The sequence below is a fragment of the Nocardioides bigeumensis genome (genome assembly GCF_039531755.1).
Taxonomy (GTDB): domain Bacteria; phylum Actinomycetota; class Actinomycetes; order Propionibacteriales; family Nocardioidaceae; genus Nocardioides; species Nocardioides bigeumensis.
This window is the reverse complement of the sequence record NZ_BAAAQQ010000008.1, coordinates 1-22,734: the sequence shown is the minus strand read 5'-3', so window position 1 is coordinate 22,734 and position 22,734 is coordinate 1. Positions and strand designations below refer to the sequence as shown.

23 protein-coding genes are annotated in these 22,734 nt (G+C 72.1%); 19 read left to right on the top strand and 4 right to left on the bottom strand.

Annotated elements, in window-relative coordinates; translation table 11 throughout:
- Nucleotides 1–12: 12 nt before the first annotated feature.
- The 3 genes from ABD295_RS08420 to ABD295_RS08410 form a co-directional block, all read right to left on the bottom strand.
- Nucleotides 13–948, bottom strand: coding sequence for an aldose 1-epimerase family protein (locus ABD295_RS08420; RefSeq protein ID WP_344303243.1), 936 nt, complete (start codon nt 946–948; stop codon nt 13–15).
- 21 nt (nt 949–969) lie between these two features.
- Nucleotides 970–1,431, bottom strand: a complete 462-nt coding sequence (locus tag ABD295_RS08415) for a nucleoside/nucleotide kinase family protein (RefSeq protein WP_344303242.1) — start codon at nt 1,429–1,431, stop codon at nt 970–972.
- 95 nt (nt 1,432–1,526) lie between these two features.
- Nucleotides 1,527–1,970: a hypothetical protein gene (locus ABD295_RS08410; RefSeq protein WP_344303241.1), complete on the bottom strand. Its 444-nt coding sequence runs from the start codon at nt 1,968–1,970 to the stop codon at nt 1,527–1,529.
- Nucleotides 1,971–2,047: 77 nt separating this feature from the next.
- Here ABD295_RS08410 and ABD295_RS08405 point away from each other — a divergent pair, with 77 nt between their 5' ends.
- The 10 genes from ABD295_RS08405 to pheT all read left to right on the top strand — a co-directional run bounded on the left by ABD295_RS08405 (nt 2,048) and on the right by pheT (nt 13,284).
- The gene (locus ABD295_RS08405) at nt 2,048–2,554 is read left to right on the top strand and encodes an SseB family protein (RefSeq protein ID WP_344303240.1); all 507 of its coding nucleotides are present in this window, start codon (nt 2,048–2,050) and stop codon (nt 2,552–2,554) included.
- 295 nt (nt 2,555–2,849) lie between these two features.
- Nucleotides 2,850–3,545, top strand: a complete 696-nt coding sequence (gene infC / locus ABD295_RS08400; RefSeq protein WP_344303239.1) for a translation initiation factor IF-3 — start codon at nt 2,850–2,852, stop codon at nt 3,543–3,545.
- Between the two features lie 104 nt (nt 3,546–3,649).
- Nucleotides 3,650–3,862: a large ribosomal subunit protein bL35 gene (locus ABD295_RS08395; protein WP_344303238.1), complete on the top strand. Its 213-nt coding sequence runs from the start codon at nt 3,650–3,652 to the stop codon at nt 3,860–3,862.
- Nucleotides 3,863–3,927: 65 nt separating this feature from the next.
- Nucleotides 3,928–4,314, top strand: a complete 387-nt coding sequence (gene rplT, locus ABD295_RS08390) for a 50S ribosomal protein L20 (protein ID WP_344303237.1) — start codon at nt 3,928–3,930, stop codon at nt 4,312–4,314.
- A complete protein-coding gene (locus ABD295_RS08385; protein WP_425574019.1) occupies nt 4,311–5,123 on the top strand; it encodes a TrmH family RNA methyltransferase in 813 nt (270 codons plus the stop codon). The genes rplT and ABD295_RS08385 overlap by 4 nt, the downstream gene beginning before the upstream one ends.
- 100 nt (nt 5,124–5,223) lie before the next feature.
- Nucleotides 5,224–6,279: an ATP-binding protein gene (locus tag ABD295_RS08380; protein WP_344303235.1), complete on the top strand. Its 1,056-nt coding sequence runs from the start codon at nt 5,224–5,226 to the stop codon at nt 6,277–6,279.
- Nucleotides 6,280–6,370: 91 nt separating this feature from the next.
- On the top strand, nt 6,371–7,060 hold the full coding sequence (locus tag ABD295_RS08375; protein WP_344303234.1) for a response regulator: 690 nt from the start codon (nt 6,371–6,373) through the stop codon (nt 7,058–7,060).
- Nucleotides 7,057–9,651 carry a DUF4153 domain-containing protein gene (locus tag ABD295_RS08370; protein ID WP_344303233.1) on the top strand — a complete coding sequence of 865 codons (2,595 nt, stop codon included), beginning with the start codon at nt 7,057–7,059 and terminating at the stop codon, nt 9,649–9,651. The genes ABD295_RS08375 and ABD295_RS08370 overlap by 4 nt, the downstream gene beginning before the upstream one ends.
- A gap of 42 nt (nt 9,652–9,693) precedes the next feature.
- Nucleotides 9,694–10,797 (top strand): phenylalanine--tRNA ligase subunit alpha, encoded by a 1,104-nt coding sequence (pheS, locus tag ABD295_RS08365; RefSeq protein ID WP_344303232.1) that lies wholly within the window; start codon nt 9,694–9,696, stop codon nt 10,795–10,797.
- Between the two features lie 6 nt (nt 10,798–10,803).
- Nucleotides 10,804–13,284 carry a phenylalanine--tRNA ligase subunit beta gene (pheT, locus tag ABD295_RS08360; protein WP_344303231.1) on the top strand — a complete coding sequence of 827 codons (2,481 nt, stop codon included), beginning with the start codon at nt 10,804–10,806 and terminating at the stop codon, nt 13,282–13,284.
- A gap of 11 nt (nt 13,285–13,295) precedes the next feature.
- On the opposite strand, the gene ABD295_RS08355 is transcribed toward pheT, so the two are convergent.
- Nucleotides 13,296–14,117, bottom strand: coding sequence for a maleylpyruvate isomerase N-terminal domain-containing protein (locus ABD295_RS08355; RefSeq protein WP_344303230.1), 822 nt, complete (start codon nt 14,115–14,117; stop codon nt 13,296–13,298).
- An 80-nt stretch (nt 14,118–14,197) separates the two neighbouring features.
- On the opposite strand from ABD295_RS08355, the gene argC reads away from it, so the two are divergent.
- Genes argC through ABD295_RS08310 form a run of 9 tightly spaced genes read left to right on the top strand, consistent with a single transcriptional unit; the run spans nt 14,198 to nt 22,522 of the window.
- Nucleotides 14,198–15,235, top strand: a complete 1,038-nt coding sequence (gene argC, locus ABD295_RS08350) for an N-acetyl-gamma-glutamyl-phosphate reductase (protein WP_344303229.1) — start codon at nt 14,198–14,200, stop codon at nt 15,233–15,235.
- The gene (argJ, locus tag ABD295_RS08345) at nt 15,232–16,383 is read left to right on the top strand and encodes a bifunctional glutamate N-acetyltransferase/amino-acid acetyltransferase ArgJ (protein WP_344303228.1); all 1,152 of its coding nucleotides are present in this window, start codon (nt 15,232–15,234) and stop codon (nt 16,381–16,383) included. Before argC ends, argJ begins: the two co-directional genes overlap by 4 nt.
- Nucleotides 16,380–17,312 (top strand): acetylglutamate kinase, encoded by a 933-nt coding sequence (gene argB / locus ABD295_RS08340; RefSeq protein ID WP_344303227.1) that lies wholly within the window; start codon nt 16,380–16,382, stop codon nt 17,310–17,312. Before argJ ends, argB begins: the two co-directional genes overlap by 4 nt.
- Entirely contained in the window at nt 17,309–18,502 is a 1,194-nt protein-coding gene (locus ABD295_RS08335) for an acetylornithine transaminase (RefSeq protein WP_344303226.1), read from the top strand. The genes argB and ABD295_RS08335 overlap by 4 nt, the downstream gene beginning before the upstream one ends.
- Nucleotides 18,499–19,422: an ornithine carbamoyltransferase gene (gene argF / locus ABD295_RS08330; RefSeq protein ID WP_344303225.1), complete on the top strand. Its 924-nt coding sequence runs from the start codon at nt 18,499–18,501 to the stop codon at nt 19,420–19,422. Before ABD295_RS08335 ends, argF begins: the two co-directional genes overlap by 4 nt.
- Nucleotides 19,419–19,952: an arginine repressor gene (locus tag ABD295_RS08325; protein WP_344303224.1), complete on the top strand. Its 534-nt coding sequence runs from the start codon at nt 19,419–19,421 to the stop codon at nt 19,950–19,952. Before argF ends, ABD295_RS08325 begins: the two co-directional genes overlap by 4 nt.
- Nucleotides 19,949–20,434: an NUDIX hydrolase gene (locus ABD295_RS08320; RefSeq protein ID WP_344303223.1), complete on the top strand. Its 486-nt coding sequence runs from the start codon at nt 19,949–19,951 to the stop codon at nt 20,432–20,434. The genes ABD295_RS08325 and ABD295_RS08320 overlap by 4 nt, the downstream gene beginning before the upstream one ends.
- Nucleotides 20,431–21,858 carry an argininosuccinate lyase gene (gene argH / locus ABD295_RS08315; protein ID WP_344303222.1) on the top strand — a complete coding sequence of 476 codons (1,428 nt, stop codon included), beginning with the start codon at nt 20,431–20,433 and terminating at the stop codon, nt 21,856–21,858. Before ABD295_RS08320 ends, argH begins: the two co-directional genes overlap by 4 nt.
- 10 nt (nt 21,859–21,868) lie before the next feature.
- Nucleotides 21,869–22,522: a DNA-3-methyladenine glycosylase gene (locus tag ABD295_RS08310; RefSeq protein WP_344303335.1), complete on the top strand. Its 654-nt coding sequence runs from the start codon at nt 21,869–21,871 to the stop codon at nt 22,520–22,522.
- Nucleotides 22,523–22,734 lie beyond the last annotated feature (212 nt).

Genomic DNA, 22,734 nt, shown 5'->3' with positions numbered 1-22,734 from the left:
CTGCCTGGTCGGCTAGAGGGCCCAGATGCCCCACGAGGCGGAGAGCTCGTCGCCGTCCTGACCGGCAGGAGCGAGGGTGACGACGCCCTGACCGGAGTTGAACGCGTCGGCGGGCGCGGTGAGGGGCTCGACCGCCAGCCCGCGTCGGTAGGTGTCACCGTCGGGTTCGTCACCGGTGAACACCTGGACCCACGGGTGGCGCTCGTCGAGCCAGAGCGCCGTCCCGGATCCATCGCCGGGGTCACGGAGCTCGACGACCGCCCGCCCGCGCTCGTCACGGAGCAGATCGGTGAAGGCGTGGTCGAGGACGGCCCCGCGCAGCGGGCGCGACACCCGGAAGTCGTACGCCGTGCCGTCGACCGGCTCTGTGCCTGTCGGCAGCTTGCGCTCGTCGTCGACCAGGCACCTCGTCGCTCCTGGCAGCAGCAGCTCGAGCTCGTCGACACGGCCTCGGCGTGGCTCGCCGACGGTCAGGTAGGGGTGCATCCCGGCGGCGTACGGCGCCGGCTCGGACGACAGGTTCGTGGCGGTGTGGGTGACGGTGAGCCCGTCGGCCGAGAGGTCGTAGAGCAGGTGCAGGTCCAGCGCCCACGGGTACCCGGTCTGCGCCATCAGCCGGTACGTCAACGACACCGACGCCGGCGTGTGCTCCTCCACGGTCCACGCGACCCAGCGGACCAGCCCGTGCGAGGCGTTGTGCCGGCCGGGCTCGGACAGGGGGAGCTGGAGGTCGCGCCCCTCGAAGGTGTAGCGACCGTCGCGCACCCGGTTCGGCCACGGCATCAGCACCTGCCCCCGGCCACCGGTCGGCATCGCGTCCTCGGCGAACCCGTCGACGAGCGGCCTGCCCTCGTGCTCGAGGATGCGCAGCGCACCACCGCTCTCGACCACGACGGCCCGATAGCCGCCTCCCGAGATCTCGAACTGCTCCCCGGTCGGCGACACCATGGTGTGCACCCTAGGACCCGTTCACGTCCGAAGCACCAGATCGGATCGCGCGCGTGTGTCGTGCTCGGCGAAGAGCGCCGCCTCCTGCTCGGCCCAGCGGTGCCAGTGGGGTTCGTACGCGGCGCCGTCGCGAGCGATCCCGCGCGCCATCCGGTCGTCGTACGCCGCCTCGACCCACACCAGCACGGTGATCAGGTCGGCCGTGCCCGGCGAACCCGAGCCGACCCCCTCGAGCACCAGCAGGGGACCGGGCTCGACCAGGTGCGTCTCGGCCCAGTCTCCGGCGACCCAGTCCCAGCGGCGATAGCGCCCGGCGACACCGCCGGCGAGGGGTCGGAGCAAGCCGTCGAGCTGGTCGGCGACGCCCGCGAGCCCGTCCCACCCCTGATAGAGGTCGTCCATGTGCACCACCGGCGTGCCGGGGCGCAGGGCGGCGATGCCCTCGGCGAGGGTGGTCTTGCCGGAGCCCGAAGGACCGTCCACGCACACGAGCCGACCCCGGCCGAGCGTCGGCGGCCGGGCCTGCGCCAGGGAGAGCACGCTCGCCGGGGTGACAGTCCCTGAGGCGTGGTGGGGGGTCACTCGATGCCGCGGCGCTTGAGCAGCGCCTCGATCTCGGCCAGCTCGGGGTCGATGACCGGCTCGCTCCTCGCGGCCCGGCCGCGGGGGAGCTGCTTGGGCGTGGCGCCCTGCCCATCAGGCCGAGCGGCCGGCGCCGTGCCCACGCCGCGCGAACGGGCTACCCCGCCCGCGACATAGAGCACCACGGCGATGCCGGCGAGGCCGATCCCGGCCCAGCTCAGGGGCGAGAACACGAAGTCGGTGAGCCAGTCGACGACCGCGCCGACCATCGCGCTGAACATCTTGAGGGTGCCGGTGGCCCACGCGGCCGGCACCAGGAGCGTCACCGCGAGGGCGCGCAGGGCGGTGGCGGTCCCGCGGTTCTTGAACGCCCACCAGGTCGCGACACCGCCGAGCAGCGTCAGCACCAGAGCGAGTGCTCCCCAGGTGGTCTCGTCCACCCCTCAACTCTGGCACACGGGCGGTGGGTGGGTGAGGTGGAGCAGACGGCCCGCTGCACGACTGCGAGGATCACGGTGTGGAGCCACGCTTCGAGGGCACGACCGTGCCGGACCCCGGTTTCGCGGGCGATGAGGGTGTCGCGGACCCCGCGCTCGTCGAGGCACTGGCGGCGTACGCCGGCGCGCCCGACGACCCCGCGACGTACGCCGCTGCGCTGACCGCCCTGGCGAGCAGCAGGCTGCTGGTTCCGGTCGTGGCGATCCTCGGGGACTCCGAGGTCGACGAGGCCGGCCTCACCCACGACAAGAGCAGCGAGATGGCCGCCGTCCTGCTGACCGGCCGCGACGGCCGTCAGGCCCTCCTGGCCTTCACGGGACTGAACGCCCTGTCCCGCTGGCGCGGCGACGCTCGCCCCGTCCCCGTCACCGCCCGCGACGCCGGGCGGTCGGCCCTGGCTGAAGGCGCAGACGCGCTGATGGTCGACCTCGCCGGGCCGGTCCCGCTGGCGGTCGAGGGCCGGCTGCTGCGGGCCTTGGCGGGAACACCGCCGGAACTGGGTGATCAGGGGGCTGACCTGCGGTGATTCGGACAAGGGTTGGCGCGGGGATCGGCACAGGGATTGGCACGGGGCAGGAATGATCCGCTAACCTCTGTCGTTGACCGATGAGTCAGGACCCACAGGTCTTGGCGCATCACTCCAAGCGGGGACTCGTGCTCCATCGTCTCCCACCCGCATCGACCGCCCAGCACCACAGGTCGTCGGGTCCGGTCCAGACGCAGCTGCTCCGGCAGTTGTGCGGCGTACTGGCCTCCGCTTGCACCCACGCGGAGGCCAATTTTCATTTTGGTCGCTCTCCGCACCGACCTGCCGCCTAGCAATGGGAGTACACATCAGCACCGAGCTGCGCATCAACGACCGGATCCGGGTTCCCGAGGTCCGGCTCGTCGGACCCAACGGTGAGACCGTCGGCATCGTCCCCACGGGCGAGGCCCTCAAGCTCGCGCAAGAAGCCGACCTGGACCTGGTCGAGGTCGCGCCGATGGCGCGTCCGCCGGTCTGCAAGCTCATGGACTACGGGAAGTTCAAGTACGAGAACGCCCAGAAGGCCCGTGAGGCTCGCCGCAACCAGACGAACGTGATCATCAAGGAGATGAAGCTTCGTCCCAAGATCGACGCCCACGACTACGAGACCAAGAAGGGCCACGTGGTCCGGTTCCTGCGAGCCGGCGACAAGGTGAAGATCACGATCATGTTCCGCGGTCGTGAGCAGCACCGGCCCGAGCTGGGGTTCCGGCTCCTGCAGCGCCTCGCCGAGGACGTCACCGATCTGGGCTTCGTCGAGTCCTCGCCGAAGCAGGACGGCCGCAACATGATCATGGTCCTCGGCCCGCACAAGAAGAAGGCCGACGCCAAGGTCGAGATGGCCGCGGAGAAGGAGACCAGGATGGCCGCCCGCGCCGCAGCCGAGGCCGAGGAGCACGCCGAGCGCGTCGCCCACAACGCCGGTCACGCGGTCGCCCAGAAGAAGGAGCGCGGGCGCTCAGAAAACCTGGACCCCGAGATCGAGGCGTAGAGCCAGCGCCGCCCGTCGAGAGGGTCGCGCCGCGACCGTCTCGACACCCTGGCGCCCACAGAACGACACCAGCAACAACGAAGGCAACAACGAAGGACAGTGAGATGCCGAAGAACAAGACCCACTCGGGCGCGAGCAAGCGGTTCAAGGTGACCGGAACGGGCAAGATCCGCCGCCTGCAGGCGGGCCGCAAGTCCGGCGCCGCGTTCGCGTCGGCGCCCACCACGGGCAGCCGCAAGAAGCACCGGCGCAACGCCGGCGAGGTGACCGTCGAGGCGGCGGACACCAGGCGCGTGAAGAAGCTGCTCGGTCTCTGACCGTCCCCGTCCACCTTTCGCAGGTCGGCACGACGGCCTGAGCACAAGCACCAAGGAGTACCACCATGGCACGCGTCAAGCGGGCAGTGAACGCCCACAAGAAGCGCCGGACCACTCTCGAGCGCGCCAGCGGCTACCGCGGCCAGCGCTCGCGCCTCTACCGCAAGGCGAAGGAGCAGGTCACCCACTCGCTGGTCTACGCCTACAACGACCGCAAGAAGAACAAGGGCAACTTCCGCAAGCTGTGGATCCAGCGGATCAACGCCGCTGCCCGCGCGGAGGGCATGACCTACAACCGCTTCATCCAGGGCCTCAACCTCGCCGGCATCGAGGTCGACCGCAAGATCCTCGCGGACCTCGCCGTCAACGACCCGGCCGCGTTCTCGGTGCTGGTCGCCGCCGCCAAGGACGCGCTGCCCGACGACGTCAACGCGCCCAAGGTCTCCGCCTGACCACACCGCTGGCCCGCGCCAACCAGCGGGTCAAGGACGCAGCGAAGCTCAGCCGCCGCTCGGAGCGCTCCGAGCGGCGGCTCTTCCTTGCCGACGGTCCGAACGCCGTGGAGGGCGCCCTCGAGGTGCCCGACCGGGTGGTGGAGGTGTTCGCCACGCTCGAGGCGACCGAGCGGTACGCCGGCCTCGCCGAGCGGGCGCCGCGGTGGACCCTGGCCGAGCCGCGCGCGGTCGAGGCGCTCAGCGACAGCGTCTCCCCGGCCGGCCTCGTCGCGGTGTGCCGCTTCCTCGACGTCCCCGTCACTGACGCCCTGATGGCCGACCCTGTGGGCGGTTCGCCCCGACTCGTCACGATCTGTGCCGACGTACGCGACCCGGGCAACGCCGGCACCGTGATCCGCACCTCCGACGCCATGGGCGCCGACGCGGTGATCCTGGCCGGCTCCTCGGTGGACCCCTACAACCCCAAGACCGTCCGAGCCTCGGCCGGCAGCCTCTTCCACCTTCCGGTGGCGGTCGCGCCGGACGCCGAGGCGGCCGTGACGGCCGCCCGAGAGGCAGGGCTCACCGTGCTGGCCGCCGACGGGGACGGCGAGGTCGACCTCGCCGCGGCCGACGACCTGTTCTCCGGGCCGGTCGCGTGGCTCTTCGGCAACGAGGCCCGTGGGCTGGCCCCCGAGCTGGCGGCGGCGGCCGACCACCGCGTCCGCATCCAGCTCCACGGCCGCGCCGAGAGCCTCAACCTGGCCACCGCCGCCGCCGTCTGCCTCTACGCCACCGCCCGGGCGCAGCGGGCGTCGCGTGGCTAACGCGCCCTCAAGGGCGCTTCCGCCCCGTCATGACGGGCCAGAAGCAGTCCTGTAGGCGCGTTACCGATCACCACCCGCGCCCCCGTCCTAGGGTGAGCAGGTGACCCCCGACGCCGTCGACTCGCTGCCTGATGGCGTGGTGGTCGCCGACGCCCACGGCCACGTCGTGGTGGTCAACACGACGGCGGAGCGGATGCTCGGCATCGACCGGGACGAGTCGGTCGGGCGGCCGCTCGAGGACGTGCTGACCCTGCTCGACCGCACCGGCCACGCCTGGGTCGAGATCAACACGCCGTACGGCGGCCTCCCGACCCGCACGGGCATCCCCGAGCAGTCCTGGCTGACCCCGGACGGCCAGGAGGTGCTGGTGGCCGCCGCGATGAACCGTCTGGTCCCCGGCGGCGCCGTCCACAGCGTCGCGATCAGCCTGCGCTCGGGCCGCGGGCGCGCCCGCCTGGACCGGGAGCGCTCCGACCTGGTCGCGACGGTGGCGCACGAGCTGCGCTCGCCGCTGACCGGTGTGAAGGGCTTCGTGCAGGCGCTCATCAACCGCTGGGACAAGCTCAACGACGAGCAGAAGAGGCTGATGCTCGCCACGGTCAGCGCCGACGCGGACCGGTTGAGCCGGCTGATCGCCGAGCTGCTCGACGTGGCCCGCATCGACACCGGGCGGCTGTCGATGTACCCACGCGGCTGTGACGCCTCGCTGCTGGTCGGCCGCGTCGTCGACTCCGTGCGCGCCGGGACCGCGCGACCGATCGAGTTCACCCCCGAGCCGCTGCTGCCGGAGATCCACGCCGACCCCGACAAGTTCACCCAGGTGGTCACCAACCTGATCGAGAACGCGGTCCGACACGGCGAGGGCACCGTCACCGTGACCCTGCGCAGCACCGAGCAGGGGACCGACATCAAGGGCGTCGCCCTGGTCGTCGACGACCAGGGTCGCGGCATCCCGCCGGAGATCCGGCGCCGGGTGTTCACGAAGTTCTGGACCCACGGGTCGCGGGGCGGCTCAGGCCTGGGCATGTACATCGTCAACGGCCTGACCCGTGCCCACCACGGCCGCGTGGTCATCGAGGACTCGCCCGACGGCGGCGCGCGCATCATCGTGCGCTGGCCCAGCGAGCCAGCAGAACCTGTGGAGCTCGAGACCTAGTCGCGACCCAGGTCGGGTGCGCAGCGGGATCTGCACACTTCCTTCACGCGTCCTGGCCGTCACCGGCGACGCGCCCGCCTAGCCTCGTGCCGTGACCTCAGCCCGCCGCATCCTCGTCGTCGAGGACGACGCGGCGATCAACGAGGCAGTGACCCTGCGGCTCCGCGCGGAGGGGTACGTCGTCGACCAGGTCTGGGACGGTCCGGCGGCCGTCACCTCCTGCAGCGAGTCCACTCCGGACGCGGTCGTGCTCGACGTGATGCTGCCCGGGTACGACGGCCACGAGGTGTGCCGGCGCATCCAGGCCGAGCACCCGGTGCCGGTGCTGATGCTGACGGCCCGCGACGACGAGTCCGACGTGCTGGCCGGCCTGGCGGCGGGAGCCGACGACTACCTCACCAAGCCGTTCGGCATGCGCGAGCTGGTGGCCCGCGTGGCGGCGCTGCTCCGGCGGGTCGACCGGGCGCCGGTGCTGGCCGCCGAGCGTGGGAGCCGCGTCTACAAGGTGGGTGACGTCGTCTGCGACACGGGCGCGCGGCGGGTGACGGTCTCCGGGGCCGAGACGTCGTTGACGCAGACGGAGTTCGACCTGCTCGCCTGCCTGGCGAGCACGCCCGGACAGGTGTGGTCGCGCGAGCGGCTGCTGTCCGACGTCTGGGACTGGCCCGGCGCCTCGGGCACCCGCACCGTCGACAGCCACGTGAAGGCGCTGCGCGCCAAGATCGGGGCCCACCGGGTGCGCACCGTCCACGGAGTGGGCTACGCGCTGGAGCCGCTGTGACGGGCCCGCCGACGGCACCGCTCGACCCGCTCACCTCGATCAAGGTCAAGCTGGCCGTGCTCGTCGGGGTCAGCGTGCTGCTGGCAGCGGTGCTCGGCGCGGTCGGTCGCGCCGGGGGAGTCCCGATCCTGCTCACCATCCCCGTCGCCGTCGCGGTCGCGCTCGGGGTCACCCAGCTGCTCGCCGCGGGCATGACGTCGCCGCTGCGGCAGATGACCGAGGCGGCCCAGCAGATGGCGCGGGGGGTCTACGACGTGCGCGTGGAGGCGACCTCGCAGGACGAGGTCGGCCGGCTGGCCGCCACGTTCAACCGGATGGCGGAGGACCTGGCCGCCGTGGACCGGGAGCGCCGCGCGCTGATCGCCACCGTCTCCCACGAGCTGCGCACGCCGCTGGCGGCGCTGGCCGCCCGACTGGAGAACCTCGCCGACGGGGTCGAGGAGCCGACGCCATCGACGCTCGCCGAGGTGCTGGCCCAGGCGCAGCGGATGGGTTCGCTGGTCGCCGACCTGCTGGATCTCTCCAGGCTGGACGCAGGACTGGTGTCGCTCGACGCGGACAGGGTGCCGCTCGCCGCCGTGGTCGAGGAGGCTCGTGCGGACGTCGCACTGCCGGGCCGCGCGGCGACGTACGACGTCGACGTGGATCCCGAGCTGATCGTGACAGCGGACCGGGCACGGCTGCGGCAGCTGGTGGTCAACCTGCTCGACAACGCGGTCCGGCACGGCCCGCCCGGCGGCACGGTGACGGTCTCCGCGGGCGCGGCCTCGGCCGGCTGGTGGATCGAGGTGCGCGACGAGGGGCCGGGCGTTCCCCCGTCGGAGCGGGAGCGGGTGTTCGAGCGCTTCGGCACCCTCGAAGGCGTCACCGGTGGTGGCACCGGCCTGGGGTTGGCGGTCGCGCGGTGGGTCGCCCAGCTCCACGGTGGCCGGATCGCCTTCCTCGAGCCTGGCCTCGACCAGGGCGGGGCGCGCGTCCGCGCCGAGTTCCCGACCGGTACGCCGCAGACACCACCTGCCCCACTGGTGGTCGAGGAGGTCGTGCCACGACCGTCACGAGACCGCCGCCCCCAGCCCGCCACCCCGCCACCGGTGCTCGACGGGTTCTTCGGGACTTTCTGGCCGGACGCGAGCCCCGCCCGTCGCTCGGTCGTCGTCGGCGCGGCGGTCGCCGGTGTGCTGGCGGGCGCGATCATCCCGTACCGCGACGGTGGCATCGGCTACGCCCTGGTCCTGTGGGCCTGCGGCCTGACGGTGCTCCTGAGCTCGCCGCACCGCCGGGAGCCCTTCACCCTGGCCTGCGGTGTGCTGGGGGTGCTGTCCGTGCTGCCCGTGTTCCTCCTCGATGCGGCCTGGATCGCGACCCTGTGCGTGCTCGCCGGCATCGTCGTGCTGGTCGTCGGCGTGACGCGCGGCCGCAGCGCGCTCGGCTTCGTCCTGGCCGGGATCTGCTGGCCGCTGTCGTCGCTGCGGGGGCTGCCGTGGTTCGGCCGCACGCTGCGAGCCTTCGGCGTGCAGGGGAGCACCACGGCACTGGCCCGGACAGTGGCCTGGTCGATCCTGGCCGTCCTCGTCTTCGGGCTGCTCTTCGTCTCCGCCGACGCCCTGGTCGCCTCGTGGGTCAACGCCGTGCTGCCCGATTGGAACCCCGGCACCTTCGTGCCCCGTGCCTTCATCGGCGGGTTCGTCTTCGCGGTGGTGCTCGCGGCGGCGTACCTCTCCCTCAACCCGCCCCACACCGAGCCGTTCGCCGGCCGGCAGCGGGTGCCCGTGCGTCAGCGCTACGAGTGGTTGGTCCCCGTGACGCTCGTCAACGGGGTGTTCCTCCTCTTCCTGGTGGCCCAGGCCACGGTCGTGTTCGGCGGCCACACCTACCTCGAGTCGCAGACGGGGCTGACGTACGCCGACTACGTCCACCAGGGCTTCGGGCAGCTCACTGTCGCGACCGCGCTCACCCTTCTGGTGGTGTGGGCGGCCTCACGCAAGGCGCCCAGGGCGACCCCCGCCGACGTGCTCTGGCTCCGCGGTGCCCTGGGACTGTTGTGCGCACTCACGCTCGTGGTGGTCGCGTCCGCGCTCTACCGGATGCACGTCTACCAGGAGGCCTACGGCTTCACCCGCACCCGGCTGCTCGTCGACGTCTTCGAGGGCTGGCTCGGGCTCCTCGTCATCGGCGTGTTCGTCGCGGGAGTCCGGCTGAACGGCTGGTGGCTGCCACGGGCGGCCGTGCTGACGGGAGCGGCTGCGCTGCTCGGGCTGGCGGCGATCAACCCCGACGCCTGGATCGCCCGGCACAACCTGGAGCGCGAGGACCTGTCGACGACACCAGTCGACGCCCAGTACCTGCTGCAGTCCCTGTCCGCGGACGCGGTCCCGGTCCTCCTCGACGGCCTGGCCTTCGCCCCGGAGTGCCTGAACACCGCCGAGCTGGCCGACGACGACGACTGGCTCGAGTGGAACGTCGGGCGCGCTCGGGCCCGTGGCGCCCTCGAGACGACGGGGGTGGAGGTGCGGATGGACGGCGTGTTCTGTCCCTACACGGACGAGGGTGAGATCGTCCCGACACCTGACCTGCTCGGTGGGTCCGGCTAACCGGTTCGTGTCGCGGTCGGTCCGCTTCCTAGACTGCGCAGCATGTCCGGACCCAACACCGACTACGACCCCGTCGAGGTGACGCCGCTGAGCGCGCCCGAGGTCGAGGCCCGGCGCGACGAGGCGCTGGCCGCCATCGCGGCGGCCGCCGACCTGGCCGCCCTCAAGCAGGTCCGGATCGACCACGCCGGCGATCGCTCGCCGTTGGCGTCGGCCAACCGCGAGATCGGCGCGCTGCCGCCGCAGGCGCGCAAGGACGCGGGCCAGCGCGTCGGCCAGGCACGCGCAGCCGTCGGCCAGGCGCTCGCCGCGAGGCAGGAGGTGCTCGAGGCCGAGCACGAGGAGCGGATGCTGGTGGAGGAGACGGTCGACGTGACCGTGCCCGTCGACCGAGCGGCGCGAGGCGCCCGGCACCCGATCACGACGGGGTCGGAGTTCATCGCCGACGTGTTCGTCGCCATGGGCTGGGAGGTCGCGGAGGGCCCGATCGTCGAGGCCGAGTGGCTCAACTTCGACGCCCTCAACCTCGGTCCGGACCACCCGGCCCGCACGATGCAGGACACGTTCTGGACCGAGCCCGCCGACAAGCACCTGGTGCTGCGCACGCACACCTCGCCCGTGCAGGCGCGCACCATGCTCACGCGCACGCCGCCGATCTACGTCGTGTGTCCCGGGCGCGTCTTCCGCACCGACGAGTACGACGCCACCCACTCGCCGATGTTCCACCAGGTGGAGGGCCTCGTCGTCGACGAGGGCATCACGATGGCCCATCTCAAGGGCACGCTCGACCACTTCGCCACCGCCATGTTCGGTGAGGGCATCACGACGCGCTTCCGGCCGTCGTACTTCCCGTTCACCGAGCCGTCCGCCGAGGTCGACCTGGTCTGCTTCGTGTGCCGCAACGTCGCCGGCGTGGTCGAGTCCTGCCGCACCTGCCGCGGTGAGGGCTGGATCGAGTGGGGCGGCTGCGGCGTGGTCAACCCGCGCGTCTTCTCCGCCTGCGGCGTCGACCCGGAGCGCTACACCGGCTTCGCCTTCGGCATGGGCATCGACCGGACGCTGATGTTCCGTCACGGCATCGAGGACCTGCGCAGCGTCTTCGAGGGCGACGTCCGCTTCTCCACGGCCTTCGGATCGGAGATCTGACCACCCATGAAGGCTCCTGTCTCCTGGATCCGCGAATTCGTCGACCTGCCCGACGGCGTGTCCGTCGAGGAGCTGGCGGCCGCGCTGACCGCGTTGGGCCTCAAGCTCGAGGCGATCGAGAAGCCCGGCGACGACATCACCGGCCCCCTCGTGGTGGGCCGGGTCCTGTCGTGCGTCGACGAGCCGCAGAAGAACGGCAAGACCATCCGCTGGTGCCAGGTCGACGTCGGCTCGGCCAACGGCACCGGCGAGCCCCAAGGCATCGTCTGCGGCGCCCACAACTTCGCCGAGGGCGACCTCGTCGTGGTGATCCTGCCCGGCGGCGTGCTGCCTGGCGACTTCGAGATCAGTGCGCGCAAGACCTACGGCCACGTCTCGGCCGGGATGATCTGCTCCGCCCGCGAGCTCGGCCTCGGCGACGACCACGACGGGATCATCGTGCTGCCCGCCGACGCCGGGGAGCCCGGCGACGACGCCTTCGGCGTGCTCCCGCTGCGCGACGAGGTCATCGAGTTCGAGATCAACCCCGACCGCGCCTACGCCCTCTCGCTGCGCGGCGTGGCCCGCGAGGCGGCGCTGCACTACGGCACGACCTTCCGGGACCCGGCGCTGCGCCAGACCCCCGCAGCCAACGACGACGGCTACCCGATCGCGATCGACGACCTCGAGGGCTGCCGGGTCTTCGTGGCTCGCACCGTCTCGGGGCTCGATCCCACCGCGCCGACCCCCGACTGGATGGCGCGACGCATCCAGCTGGCCGGCATGCGCCCGATCTCGCTTGCCGTCGACGTCACCAACTACGTCATGCTCGAGATGGGTCACCCGATCCACGGCTACGACCTCGACAAGCTCTCCGGCACCGTGCGGGTCCGCCGGGCGACCGAGGGTGAGCACCTCACGACCCTCGACGGCGTCGACAGGGTGCTGACGGCCGAGGACCTCGTGGTCACCGACGACTCCGGGCCGATCGGCCTCGGTGGCGTGATGGGTGGCGAGACCACCGAGATGGGACCTGGGACGACCCGCGTGCTCGTCGAGGTCGCCTCGTGGGACCCGGTCTCGATGTTCCGGACCGGGCGGCGCCACAAGATCACCTCCGAGGCGGGCAAGCGCAACGAGCGTGGCGTCGATCCGACCATCCCCGAGGCCGCGGCCGATCGGGTGGTCGAGCTGCTGACGACGTACGGCGGCGGGTCGGCCGACCCCGGTGTCACCGTCGTCGGCACGCCACCCGAGCCGGAGCCGATCACGATCTCCTACGACCTCCCCGCCCGCGTGACCGGCATGCAGATCGACGCCGCGACCGTGGTCACCAACCTCGAGGCCGTCGGCTGCCACGTGCACCGCTCCGACGTCACCCTGACCGCCACGCCGCCGCCGTGGCGTCCCGATCTCACCGACCCCTTCGACCTGGTGGAGGAGGTGGCGAGGATCGTCGGCTACGTCAACGTGCCGTCGGTGCTGCCGCCGGCCCCGGCGGGTCGTGGGCTGACCCGAGGGCAGCGCCTCCGGCGCCGGATCGGCCGGGCGCTGGCCGGAGCCGGCTACGTCGAGGTGATCTCCTTCCCCTTCATCGGCACGTCCCAGCTCGACGCCCTCGGGCTCGACGCCGCCGACGAACGGCGTCAGACGCTGCGGCTCGCCAACCCGATGTCGTCGGAGGAGCCGTCGATGACCACGACGCTGCTTCCCGGGCTGCTCACCACTGCCGCGCGCAACGCCGGCAGGGGCAACGTCGACGTGGCGCTCTTCGAGACCGCGACCGTCACGCTGCCCCATGACGGACCGGGCGCGCCGATCCTGCCGGTCGACCGTCGACCCACCGACGGCGAGTGGGACGACCTCAACAAGGCCCTGCCCGACCAGCCGCTGCACCTCGGCCTGCTGATCGCCGGATCGCGCGAGTCCTCGGGCTGGTGGGGCGAGGGCCGCGCCGCTTCCTGGGCCGACGCCGTCGCCGGCGTGCGCGAGGTCGCGCGCGCGGTGGGGGTCGAGATCGAGGTGCGCTCTGCCGTACGCGCCCCGTGGCACCCCGGTCGCTGCGCCGAGATCCTCGCCGCAGGGGTCGTGCTCGGCCACGCGGGCGAGCTGCACCCCAAGGTCTGCCAGGCCTACGGCGTCCCGGCGCGCACCGCGGTGGCGGAGATCGACCTCGACCGGTTGCTCGAGCAGGCCGTCGACGTCGTTCCCGGCCCGGAGTTCTCGACGTACCCGGTCGCCAAGGAGGACGTCGCGCTCGTCGTCGACGTCGCCGTGCCCGCCGCGGCTGTCGAAGCAGCCCTGCGCGAAGGGGCGGGCGAACTGCTGGAGACGGTGCGGCTCTTCGACGTCTACACCGGGGCGCAGGTCGGCGAGGGCAAGAAGTCACTGGCGTTCGCGCTGCGCTTCCGGGCGCCCGACCGGACGCTGACGGAGGCCGAGACGTCTGCTGCCCGCGATGCCGCCGTCGCCCGCGCCGCCGAGCTCACCGGAGCCGTCCAGCGCTGAGCGACCTCGGACTAGTCGATCGGGTGGTGGATGGCCGTCCGGAAGTGGTCGACGATGCCCATGTCGCCAGCGAGGTGGATGTCGGCGCCGTCACCTCGGCGCCAGAGCCGGGCGAGCAGGACCGAGGCGGATCCCTCGATGACGGCGTCGGGCTCGACGCCGGGATCCGCGACCACGTGGATGTCGTCCTCCTCGTAGCGGACCTCGTCCTTGGGGTCGGTGCCCGAGAACCGCCCGAGCTGCACCCAGACCGACGTGTCGGTGTCGCGCACGTCGACGCGGATGTAGTGGGGGAGCGGGGAGAAGTCGCCCCAGGGTGGGCAACCGCCGTACATCACGTCGAGCACCTCGTCGACGCCGTCGGTCGCCAGCCGCGCATCGATCTCGGTCACGTCGACGCCCGCGGCCTGCTCGGCGTCGATCCGGTGGATCGCCGCCTCGAGGGCCTGTCGGCGCATCACGAAGCCCACCGTCTTGTCGTCCGACCACGTCCAGCAGGGGTCCGTCGGCTCGGCGGAGGCGAGAGCCGCCTGCAGCGCGGCGCTCGCGGTGTCGAAGAAGGCGAGCACGTCCTCCGGGGTGTCGGGGCGCTTGGGCTCGTCGTAGCCCTCGGCGTCGTCCGGTCGAGTGGACACGACCCACGACCAGAAGTGCTGGACGCCTGCGAGGTGCCAGAGGAGGTCGCCGGCCATCCAGGCCGGGCAGCTGGGCACGGGCAGTCCGCTATCGGCGGCGGCGAGCACGTCTCGGAACCTGAGTGACTCCCGCTCCAGGTGCTCGAGGTAGGCGGACTTCTCGAGACGGGTCGAGGGGCGGGAGTCGAGATGAGACATGCGAGTCAGGCTAGCCAGACCCTCGGACACTCGCCACGGGTCCGACGAGGATGCATAGCATTACAGTCTTCTGTATAGTCATGCACATGGCCAAGATCTCCGTCGCCGTCGCCGGCGCCACCGGGTACGCCGGTGGCGAGGTGCTGCGCCTGCTGCTCGGGCATCCTGCTCTGCACATCGGGGCTGTCACGGCCGGCTCGTCGGCCGGCGAGCAGCTGGGGGCGCTCCAGCCGCACCTCCTCCCGCTCGCCGACCGCGTCGTGGAGCAGACGACGACGGAGGTCTTGGCCGGTCACGACGCGGTCGTGCTCGCGCTCCCGCACGGCCAGTCGGCCGAGATCGCCGAGGCACTCGGTGACGACTGCGTCGTCGTGGACTGCGGCGCGGACTTCCGTCTGACCGACCCGGCGACGTGGGAGCGCTTCTACGGCGGCCACCACGCCGGAGCGTGGCCCTACGGCCTGCCCGAGCTGCCGGGGCAGCGCGACCTCCTCCGTGGGGCCCGCCGCATCGCCGTCCCCGGCTGCTACCCGACGGTCTCGACCCTCGCCCTGGCACCCGCCGTCGCCGCGGGCCTGGTCGAGCCCGACCTGGTCGTGGTCGCCGCGAGCGGCACCTCCGGCGCCGGAAAGGCCGCCAAGCCGCACCTGCTCGGCAGCGAGGTGATGGGCAACCTGTCGGCGTACGGCGTCGGCGGCGGGCACCGGCACACCCCCGAGATCGTCCAGAACCTCTCCGGTCTCACGGCTGCTCAGGTCCGGGTCAGCTTCACGCCCATCCTGGTCCCGACCCCTCGGGGGATCCTCGCCACCTGCTCTGCTCCGCTGCGCCCGGGCGTCACCGTCGACGACGCGCAGGCGGCGTACCGCAAGGCGTACGCCGACGAGCCGTTCGTCCACGTGCTGCCCCCCGGCCAGTGGCCGCAGACCCAGGCGGTCGCGGGCTCCAACGCGGTCCACCTCCAGGTGACGATCGACGAGGCGGCCGGACGGCTGGTCGCTGTCGGCGCCATCGACAACCTCACCAAGGGCACCGCAGGCGGCGCCCTCCAGTGCCTCAACCTCGCGTTGGGACTCGACGAGGCCCTCGGCCTCACGACCGTGGGACTCGCGCCATGAGCGTCACCTCTCCCCAGGGTTTCCGGGCCAGCGGCGTCGTCGCCGGCCTCAAGTCGACAGGGGCCAAGGACCTCGCGCTCGTCGTCAACGACGGTCCGTCCTTCGACTCCGCGTCGGTGTTCACCGCCAACCGCTGCAAGGCCAACCCGGTGCTGTGGAGCCAGGAGGTGGTCAAGGACGGTGTCGTCCGGGCCGTCGTGCTGAACTCCGGCGGAGCCAACTGCTACACCGGACCTGAGGGCTTCCAGACCACGCACGCCGTGGCGGAACGGGTCGCCTCCTCGCTGGGCATCGGTGCGATCGACGTCGTCGTCTGCTCCACCGGCCTGATCGGTCTGGCCAACGACCGCGAGGATCTGCTCGCCGGCGTCGACGCTGCCCACTCCGCGCTCGCTGCCGAGGGCGGACCCGACGCCGCCGCTGCGATCATGACGACCGACTCGGTCGCCAAGCAGGTGCACGTCGAGGGCGCCGGGTGGTCGATCGGCGGGATGGCCAAGGGAGCCGGGATGCTCGCGCCCCAGCTGGCCACGATGCTCGTCGTGCTCACCACCGATGCGGTCGTCGGCGCTGCCGACCTCGACCAGGCGCTGCGGGCGGCGACCCGGGTGAGCTTCGACCGCCTCGACTCCGACGGCTGCATGTCGACCAACGACACCGTGACCTTGCTGGCCAGTGGAGCGTCCGGGATCACGCCTTCCCTGCCGGACTTCACGCAGGCGCTGACCCGCGCCTGCAGCGACCTGGCCCTTCAGCTGCTTGCCGACGCCGAGGGCGCCGACCACGAGATCACCATTACCGTGCTGAACGCCGCGACCGAGGACGAGGCGTTGGAGGTCGGCCGCAGCGTCGCGCGCAGCAACCTCTTCAAGGCCGCCGTCTTCGGCAAGGACGCCAACTGGGGACGCGTGCTCGCGTCGATCGGCACCACGCAGGCGGCCTTCGACCCGGCCGACCTCGACGTCGCGATGAACGGCGTCTGGGTCTGCCGGTCCTCGACCCCGGCCGCCGACCCGTCGACCGTCGACCTGTCCGGACGCGAGGTCACCGTCACGATCGACCTCAAGGCCGGCGCGGAGCGGGCGACCATCTGGACCAACGACCTGACCCACGCCTACGTCCACGAGAACAGCGCGTACTCCTCATGAGCGAGCTGCACGCGTCCCACTCCGCAGCGCCCGCGGGCAAGGCCGCCACCCTCGCGGCGGCGCTCCCGTGGCTCAAGCGCTACCACGGCAAGATCGTGGTGGTGAAGTACGGCGGCAACGCCATGACCGACGACACGCTCAAGACCGCCTTCGCGGAGGACATCGCGTTCCTGCGCTTCGCGGGGTTCAAGCCCGTGGTGGTGCACGGCGGCGGACCCCAGATCTCGAAGATGCTCGAGCGACTCGGCATCGAGTCGGAGTTCCGCGGGGGCCTCCGGGTGACCACGCCCGCTGCGATGGACGTCGTCCGCATGGTCCTGGTCGGGCAGGTGCAGCGGGAGCTCGTCGGCCTCGTCAACCAGCACGGTCCGCTGGCCGTGGGGCTCTCCGGCGAGGACGCCGGGCTCTTCACCGCCACCCGCACCAACACCGTCGTCGACGGCGAGGAGGTGGACCTCGGTCTCGTCGGAGAGGTCACCCACGTGCGTCCTGAGTCGGTTCTCGACCTCATCGAAGCCGGACGGATCCCCGTCGTCAGCAGTGTCGCCCCGGACGACCAAGGACAGATCCACAACGTCAACGCCGACACCGCCGCGGCCGCGCTCGCGGTCGCGCTGGGGGCCGAGAAGCTCCTCGTGCTCACCGACGTCGAGGGTCTCTACCGCGACTGGCCCGACAGCGACGACGTGATCGGGGAGATCAACCCCGACGCGCTGGCCGAGCTGATGCCGACGCTCGCCAGCGGCATGGTGCCCAAGATGGGCGCGTGCCTGAAGGCGGTGCGCGAAGGGGTCCCGCGGGCCACGGTCGTCGACGGGCGCGAGCCGCACGCGGTGCTGCTCGAGCTGTTCACCGACGAGGGCGTCGGCACCCAGGTGCTGCCCGGCGTCGCCACCAAGATCCGCAAGGCCAAGGGAGGGCGCTCGTGACCGGGCAGCAGTGGCAGGACCGGTACGCCGGGGCGCTGATGAACGCGTTCGGCCCACCCAAGCTGGTGCTCACCCGTGGCGAGGGGGCCCGCTTGTGGGACGCGGACGGTCGCGAGTACCTCGACCTCCTCGGTGGCATCGCGGTGAACGCCCTGGGCCACGCACATCCCGCGCTGCTCGAGGCGGTCAACCGCCAGCTCTCGACGCTGGGCCACATCTCCAACTTCTTCACCAGCGAGCCGCAGGTCGAGCTGGCCGAGCGACTGCTGGGTCTGCTGCCGGCCAGCAACCCCGCTGGTGCGGGGGGCCGCGTGTTCTTCACCAATTCCGGGACCGAGGCCAACGAGGCGGCCCTCAAGCTCACCCGGCGTACCGGCCGGACCCACCTGGTCGCCGCCGAGGGCGCGTTCCACGGGCGCACGATGGGCTCCCTCGCGCTGACCGCCAAGGCGGCGTACCGCACGCCCTTCGAGCCGCTCCCGGGCCACGTCACCTTCGTGCCCTACGGCGACGCGGCCGCGCTGCGGGCCGCGACCACCGACCAGACCGCGGCCATCGTGCTCGAGCCGATCCAGGGCGAGGCGGGTGTCGTCGTGCCGCCGGAGGGCTACCTCGCCGAGGCCCGCGCGATCGCGACGCAAGCAGGGGCGCTGCTCTGGCTCGACGAGGTCCAGACCGGTATCGGTCGCACGGGTGAGTGGTTCGCCCACTCTGCCGACGTCGCGCCAGACCTCGTCACCGTGGCCAAGGGTCTCGGCGGCGGCATCCCGATCGGTGCGGTCATCGGCCTCGGCGACGCCGGACGCCTCTTCGAGCCGGGCAACCACGGCACCACCTTCGGCGGCAATCCTGTGGCCTGCGCCGCCGGTCTCGCGGTCGTCGAGACCATCGAGAAGGAAGGACTGCTGGAGCAGGTGGTCCGCCGCGGCCGCCAGCTGGGCGTGGCCGTGTCCGCCGTGCCCGAGGTCGAACGGGTCGAGGGTCGCGGGCTCCTGCTCGGCGCCCAGCTGAGCGACGAGATCGCGCCGCGCGTGGTCGCAGCAGCCCAGGAGCGTGGGTTCCTTCTGAACGCGACCGGCCCGTCGCGGCTCCGCTTCGCACCACCGCTGGTGCTGACGGAGCAGGATGTGGCTCAGTTCGCCGACGCTTGGCCGGGGATCGTCTCGGCCGCTCAGGAGGTCCACGCGTGACACGACACTTCGTCGCCGACGACGACCTCAGCCCGCAGGAGCAGGCGGAGGTCCTCGACCTCGCCGCGACGATGAAGGCAGCGCCCTTCGACCACAAGGTGCTGGCCGGGCCGCGGACGGTGGCGACGATCTACGACAAGCAGACGCTGCGCACCCAAGCCTCGTTCGCGGCCGGCATCGCAGAGCTGGGCGGCCACCCCATGCTGGTCGACGGTGCTCTCGCCGGGATCGGCAAGCGCGAGTCGGTGGCCGACGTCGCCCGGGTCCTCGGTCGGCAGGCGGCCATGGTCGTCTGGCGCACCTACGCCCAGTCCGACCTCGCCCTCATGGCGGAGCACTCCGGCGTGCCGGTCGTCAACGCGCTCACCGACGACTTCCACCCGTGCCAGCTCCTCGCCGACCTGCTCACCGTGCGCGAGCGCAAGGGCACCCTGGCCGGCCTCACCGCGACCTTCCTCGGCGACGCCGCCTGCAACATGGGCAACTCCTGGCTGCTCGCGGGCGCGACCGCCGGGATGCACGTGCGGGTGAGCGGACCAGCGGGCTTCCTGCCCTCACCCGAGATGGGCGAGCGGGCGGCGGCGATCGCCGCCACCACAGGCGGGTCGGTCGCAGCCGAGTCGGACCCGGTCGCCGCCGTCGCGGGGGCCGACGTCGTCATCACCGACACCTGGGTGTCGATGGGCAAGGAGGAGGAGTCTGCAACGCGGCTCGCAGCCCTGGCGCCGTACCAGCTCGACGCCCGCCTGCTCGCGCACGCGGCGCCGGACGCGATCGTCATGCACTGCCTGCCGGCGTACCGCGGCAAGGAGATCACCGCCGACGTGCTCGACGGCCCGCACAGCGTCGTCTGGGACGAGGCGGAGAACCGCCGGCACGCCCAGAAGGCGATCCTCGCCTGGCTCTTGGAGCGCGCGTGACGACCCAGACGACCGGTCCCGGCTCGCCGCCGACCAAGGGAGCCCGGCACCAGCGGATCGTCGACCTGATGGCCCACCACGAGATCCGCTCCCAGACCGAGCTCGCAGACCTCCTCGGCGCGCAGGGCGTCCACGTCACCCAGGCCACGCTGTCCCGCGACCTCGTCGAGCTCGACGCGGTCAAGGTCCGTTCCCGCTCCGGCGCCCTGGTGTACGCCGTGCCGGCGGAGGGCGGCGACCGGGCGCCCGTCATGCCCTACGAGACGGCGGCCGCGTCGCAGCGACTCGGTCGACTCTGCGCGGAGCTGCTCGTCAGCGCCGAGGGCAGCGCCAACCTCGTCGTGCTGCGCACGCCCCCTGGGGCCGCCCAGTTCCTCGCCTCGGCCTTCGACAAGGCCGAGCTCCCCGAAGTCCTGGGCACGATCGCCGGTGACGACACCGTCCTGGTGATCGCCCGGGACGCCAAGGGCGGTCCGGCGCTGGCCTCGAAGTTCCTGACGCTGGCCTCGCCTGATAGCAAGGCACCATGACCGATCGGAGCGCCGTCCCCCTCCTGCGCCGTGCGGCCCGGGTCCTGCCCTTCGACGCCGAGGACCGCGTGCTGCTGCTCTACAGCCGCGACCCCGCGCGACCTACGGAGCCCTACTGGTGCACGATCGGCGGAGCCGTCGAGCCGGGGGAGACCCCAGCGGAGGCGGCCGCGCGCGAGATGGTCGAGGAGACCGGACTCGTCGTCGCCCCGGGTGACCTCACCGGCCCCTTCCACCGCGCACCGGTCTCGTTCTCCTACGACGGAATCGCCTACACCAATGACAACGACTGGTTCGTGACCCGGCTCGCGGATCCGGTGACCGTCGACTTCTCGGGTCTGGAGCAGGCCGAGATCGGCAACATCATGGCCGCCGACTGGTGGTCGATCGACGACCTCGCCGGAGGGGTGGCGCTCTCCAACGCGTTGCTGCCGGAGATCGCCCGGCTCGGCGTCGCCGCGCTGCGAGAGGCGGCGGCATGAGCGAGGGCTCGCCGCCCGCGCGGCAGACGCACGAGGGCGCGCTCTGGGGCGGCCGCTTCGACACCGGACCGTCTCCCGAGCTCGTGGCGCTGTCGCGGTCGACGCACTTCGACTGGCGGCTCGCCCTCTACGACATCGCCGGCTCTCACGCGCACGCCAAGGCGCTGGCCGCGGCAGGGCTGCTCAGCTTCGAGGAGGAGGCCGAGCTCCACCGCGGCCTCGACGTGCTCACGCAGAGATTCACCTCCGGCGCGCTCAAGCCCGACGCGCAGGACGAGGACGTGCACGGCGCGCTCGAGCGGCTCCTGGTCGCCGAGGTCGGACCCGAGGTCGGAGGACGGCTCCGGGCCGGCAGGTCACGCAACGACCAGATCGCCACGCTCTTCCGGTCCTACCTGCTCGACCACTGTCGCGTCGTGTCGGGCGCCGTCCTCGACCTGGTCGGGGCGCTGCGCACCCAGGCGCACGACCACCTCGACGTGATCATGCCCGGTCGCACCCACCTGCAGCACGCGCAGCCGGTGCTCCTGTCCCACCACCTCCTCGCCCACGCCTGGGCCCTCGTGCGCGACGTCGACCGGCTGGCCGACTGGATCCGGCGTACCGCCGCCGAGTCGCCGTACGGCGGCGGCGCGCTGGCCGGTTCGAGCCTCGGCCTGGACCCCGGGCTGGTCGCCGCCGAGCTCGGCTACGGCGGGCCAGCCGCCAACTCGATCGATGCGACCGCGTCGCGCGACTTCGTCGCGGAGTTCGCCTACGTCACCGCCCAGATCGGGATCGACGTGAGCAGGCTGGCGGAGGAGCTCATCCTGTGGTCGACACGGGAGTTCGGCTTCATCACGCTGCACGACTCCTGGTCGACCGGGTCGAGCATCATGCCGCAGAAGAAGAACCCCGACATCGCCGAGCTGGCCCGCGGCAAGGCGGGTCGTCTGGTCGGCAACCTGACCGGCCTGCTCACCACTCTCAAGGCTCTGCCGCTCGCCTACAACCGGGACCTGCAGGAGGACAAGGAGCCGGTCTTCGACTCGATCGACACCCTCGAGGTGCTGCTGCCGGCGATGACGGGCATGGTGGCGACGTTGACCTTCGACGCTGCTCGGATGGCAGAGCTGGCCCCGCAAGGTTTCTCGCTCGCCACCGACGTGGCGGAGTGGCTGGTGCGGCAGGGGGTCGCGTTCCGCGACGCGCACGAGATCGCCGGTGCCTGCGTCCGCCGCTGCGAGCAGCTCGGCTGTGACCTTCCGGACCTCTCGGACGCCGACTTCGCGGCGATGTCCCCGCACCTCACCCCCGAGGTCCGCTCGGTGCTGACGGTGGAGGGGTCCGTGGCGTCCCGCACCGGGGCGGGCGGGACGGCCCCGGTCAGGGTGCGCGAGCAGCTGGCCCAGCTCGATGTGGCCGTGGCGCGTGCGCGCTCCTGATCTGGCCTCGATGCTCGCCGGCCCGGTGCTCCGGGTCGCTCCGAGACTGCTCGGCGCCGAGCTCCGGCACGACGACGTGGCCGTGCGCATCACAGAGGTGGAGGCGTACGCGGGCCCCGACGACCCCGGGTCGCACGCCTACCGAGGCCAGACGGCGCGCAACGAGGTGATGTTCGGCCCGCCCGGTCACCTCTACGTCTACTTCACCTACGGCATGCACTACTGCTGCAACGTGGTGGTCGGGCCGGTGGGCACGCCTTCAGCGGTGCTGTTGCGGGCCGGTGAGGTCGTGGACGGGCTGGAGGTCGCCCGTGAGCGCCGGCCAGGGGCATCCGACCGCGACCTGGCGCGCGGGCCGGCGAGGTTGTGCCGGACCCTGGGCATCGGCCGGGAGCACGGCGGGACGGACCTGGCCTCCGGGCCGATCACCCTGACCCTGGCCGGGCGACCGGTCGCCCGGTCCGCGATCAGCACGGGTCCGCGCGTCGGTCTGCGGCACGCGGCCGACCGGAGCTGGCGGTTCTGGACGACGGGGGAGAGGTCGGTGTCGGCGTACCGCCCCGCCGTCACCCGGACCCGTCGCCCGGCCCCGTCGCCAGGCGTGAGCGGGCCGCCCGACGGGCCACGAGGGGCGCGATTTGGCCCGGCTGATCGACGTGGGTAGTCTTGTCCTCTGTCGCCCCGTAGAGGGGCGGCAGTCGAAGGCTTCGGGACCCGCCTCGGTCAGCTTCTGCGAAGTTGACCGGGCCTACGCGGTCCGGTAAGTTTTCTCAGGTTGCCCCCAAGACGATCCCCACCGGGGTCGCTCTGGTGTGCGTCTGATGTTTGAGAACTCAACAGTGTGTTTGATAGTCGTTGAAGTTTGTGCGCGCCTGC

What these genes read in the sequence shown, in the direction of transcription:
- ABD295_RS08420 (WP_344303243.1), bottom strand. Translation starts at nt 948, where the DNA reads ATGGTGTCGCCGACCGGGGAGCAGTTCGAGATCTCGGGAGGCGGCTAT.
- infC (WP_344303239.1), top strand. Translation starts at nt 2,850, where the DNA reads ATGGGAGTACACATCAGCACCGAGCTGCGCATCAACGACCGGATCCGG.
- ABD295_RS08395 (WP_344303238.1), top strand. Translation starts at nt 3,650, where the DNA reads ATGCCGAAGAACAAGACCCACTCGGGCGCGAGCAAGCGGTTCAAGGTG.
- rplT (WP_344303237.1), top strand. Translation starts at nt 3,928, where the DNA reads ATGGCACGCGTCAAGCGGGCAGTGAACGCCCACAAGAAGCGCCGGACC.
- pheS (WP_344303232.1), top strand. Translation starts at nt 9,694, where the DNA reads ATGTCCGGACCCAACACCGACTACGACCCCGTCGAGGTGACGCCGCTG.
- pheT (WP_344303231.1), top strand. Translation starts at nt 10,804, where the DNA reads ATGAAGGCTCCTGTCTCCTGGATCCGCGAATTCGTCGACCTGCCCGAC.
- ABD295_RS08355 (WP_344303230.1), bottom strand. Translation starts at nt 14,117, where the DNA reads ATGTCTCATCTCGACTCCCGCCCCTCGACCCGTCTCGAGAAGTCCGCC.
- argC (WP_344303229.1), top strand. Translation starts at nt 14,198, where the DNA reads ATGCACATGGCCAAGATCTCCGTCGCCGTCGCCGGCGCCACCGGGTAC.
- argJ (WP_344303228.1), top strand. Translation starts at nt 15,232, where the DNA reads ATGAGCGTCACCTCTCCCCAGGGTTTCCGGGCCAGCGGCGTCGTCGCC.
- argB (WP_344303227.1), top strand. Translation starts at nt 16,380, where the DNA reads ATGAGCGAGCTGCACGCGTCCCACTCCGCAGCGCCCGCGGGCAAGGCC.
- ABD295_RS08320 (WP_344303223.1), top strand. Translation starts at nt 19,949, where the DNA reads ATGACCGATCGGAGCGCCGTCCCCCTCCTGCGCCGTGCGGCCCGGGTC.
- argH (WP_344303222.1), top strand. Translation starts at nt 20,431, where the DNA reads ATGAGCGAGGGCTCGCCGCCCGCGCGGCAGACGCACGAGGGCGCGCTC.
- ABD295_RS08310 (WP_344303335.1), top strand. Translation starts at nt 21,869, where the DNA reads ATGCTCGCCGGCCCGGTGCTCCGGGTCGCTCCGAGACTGCTCGGCGCC.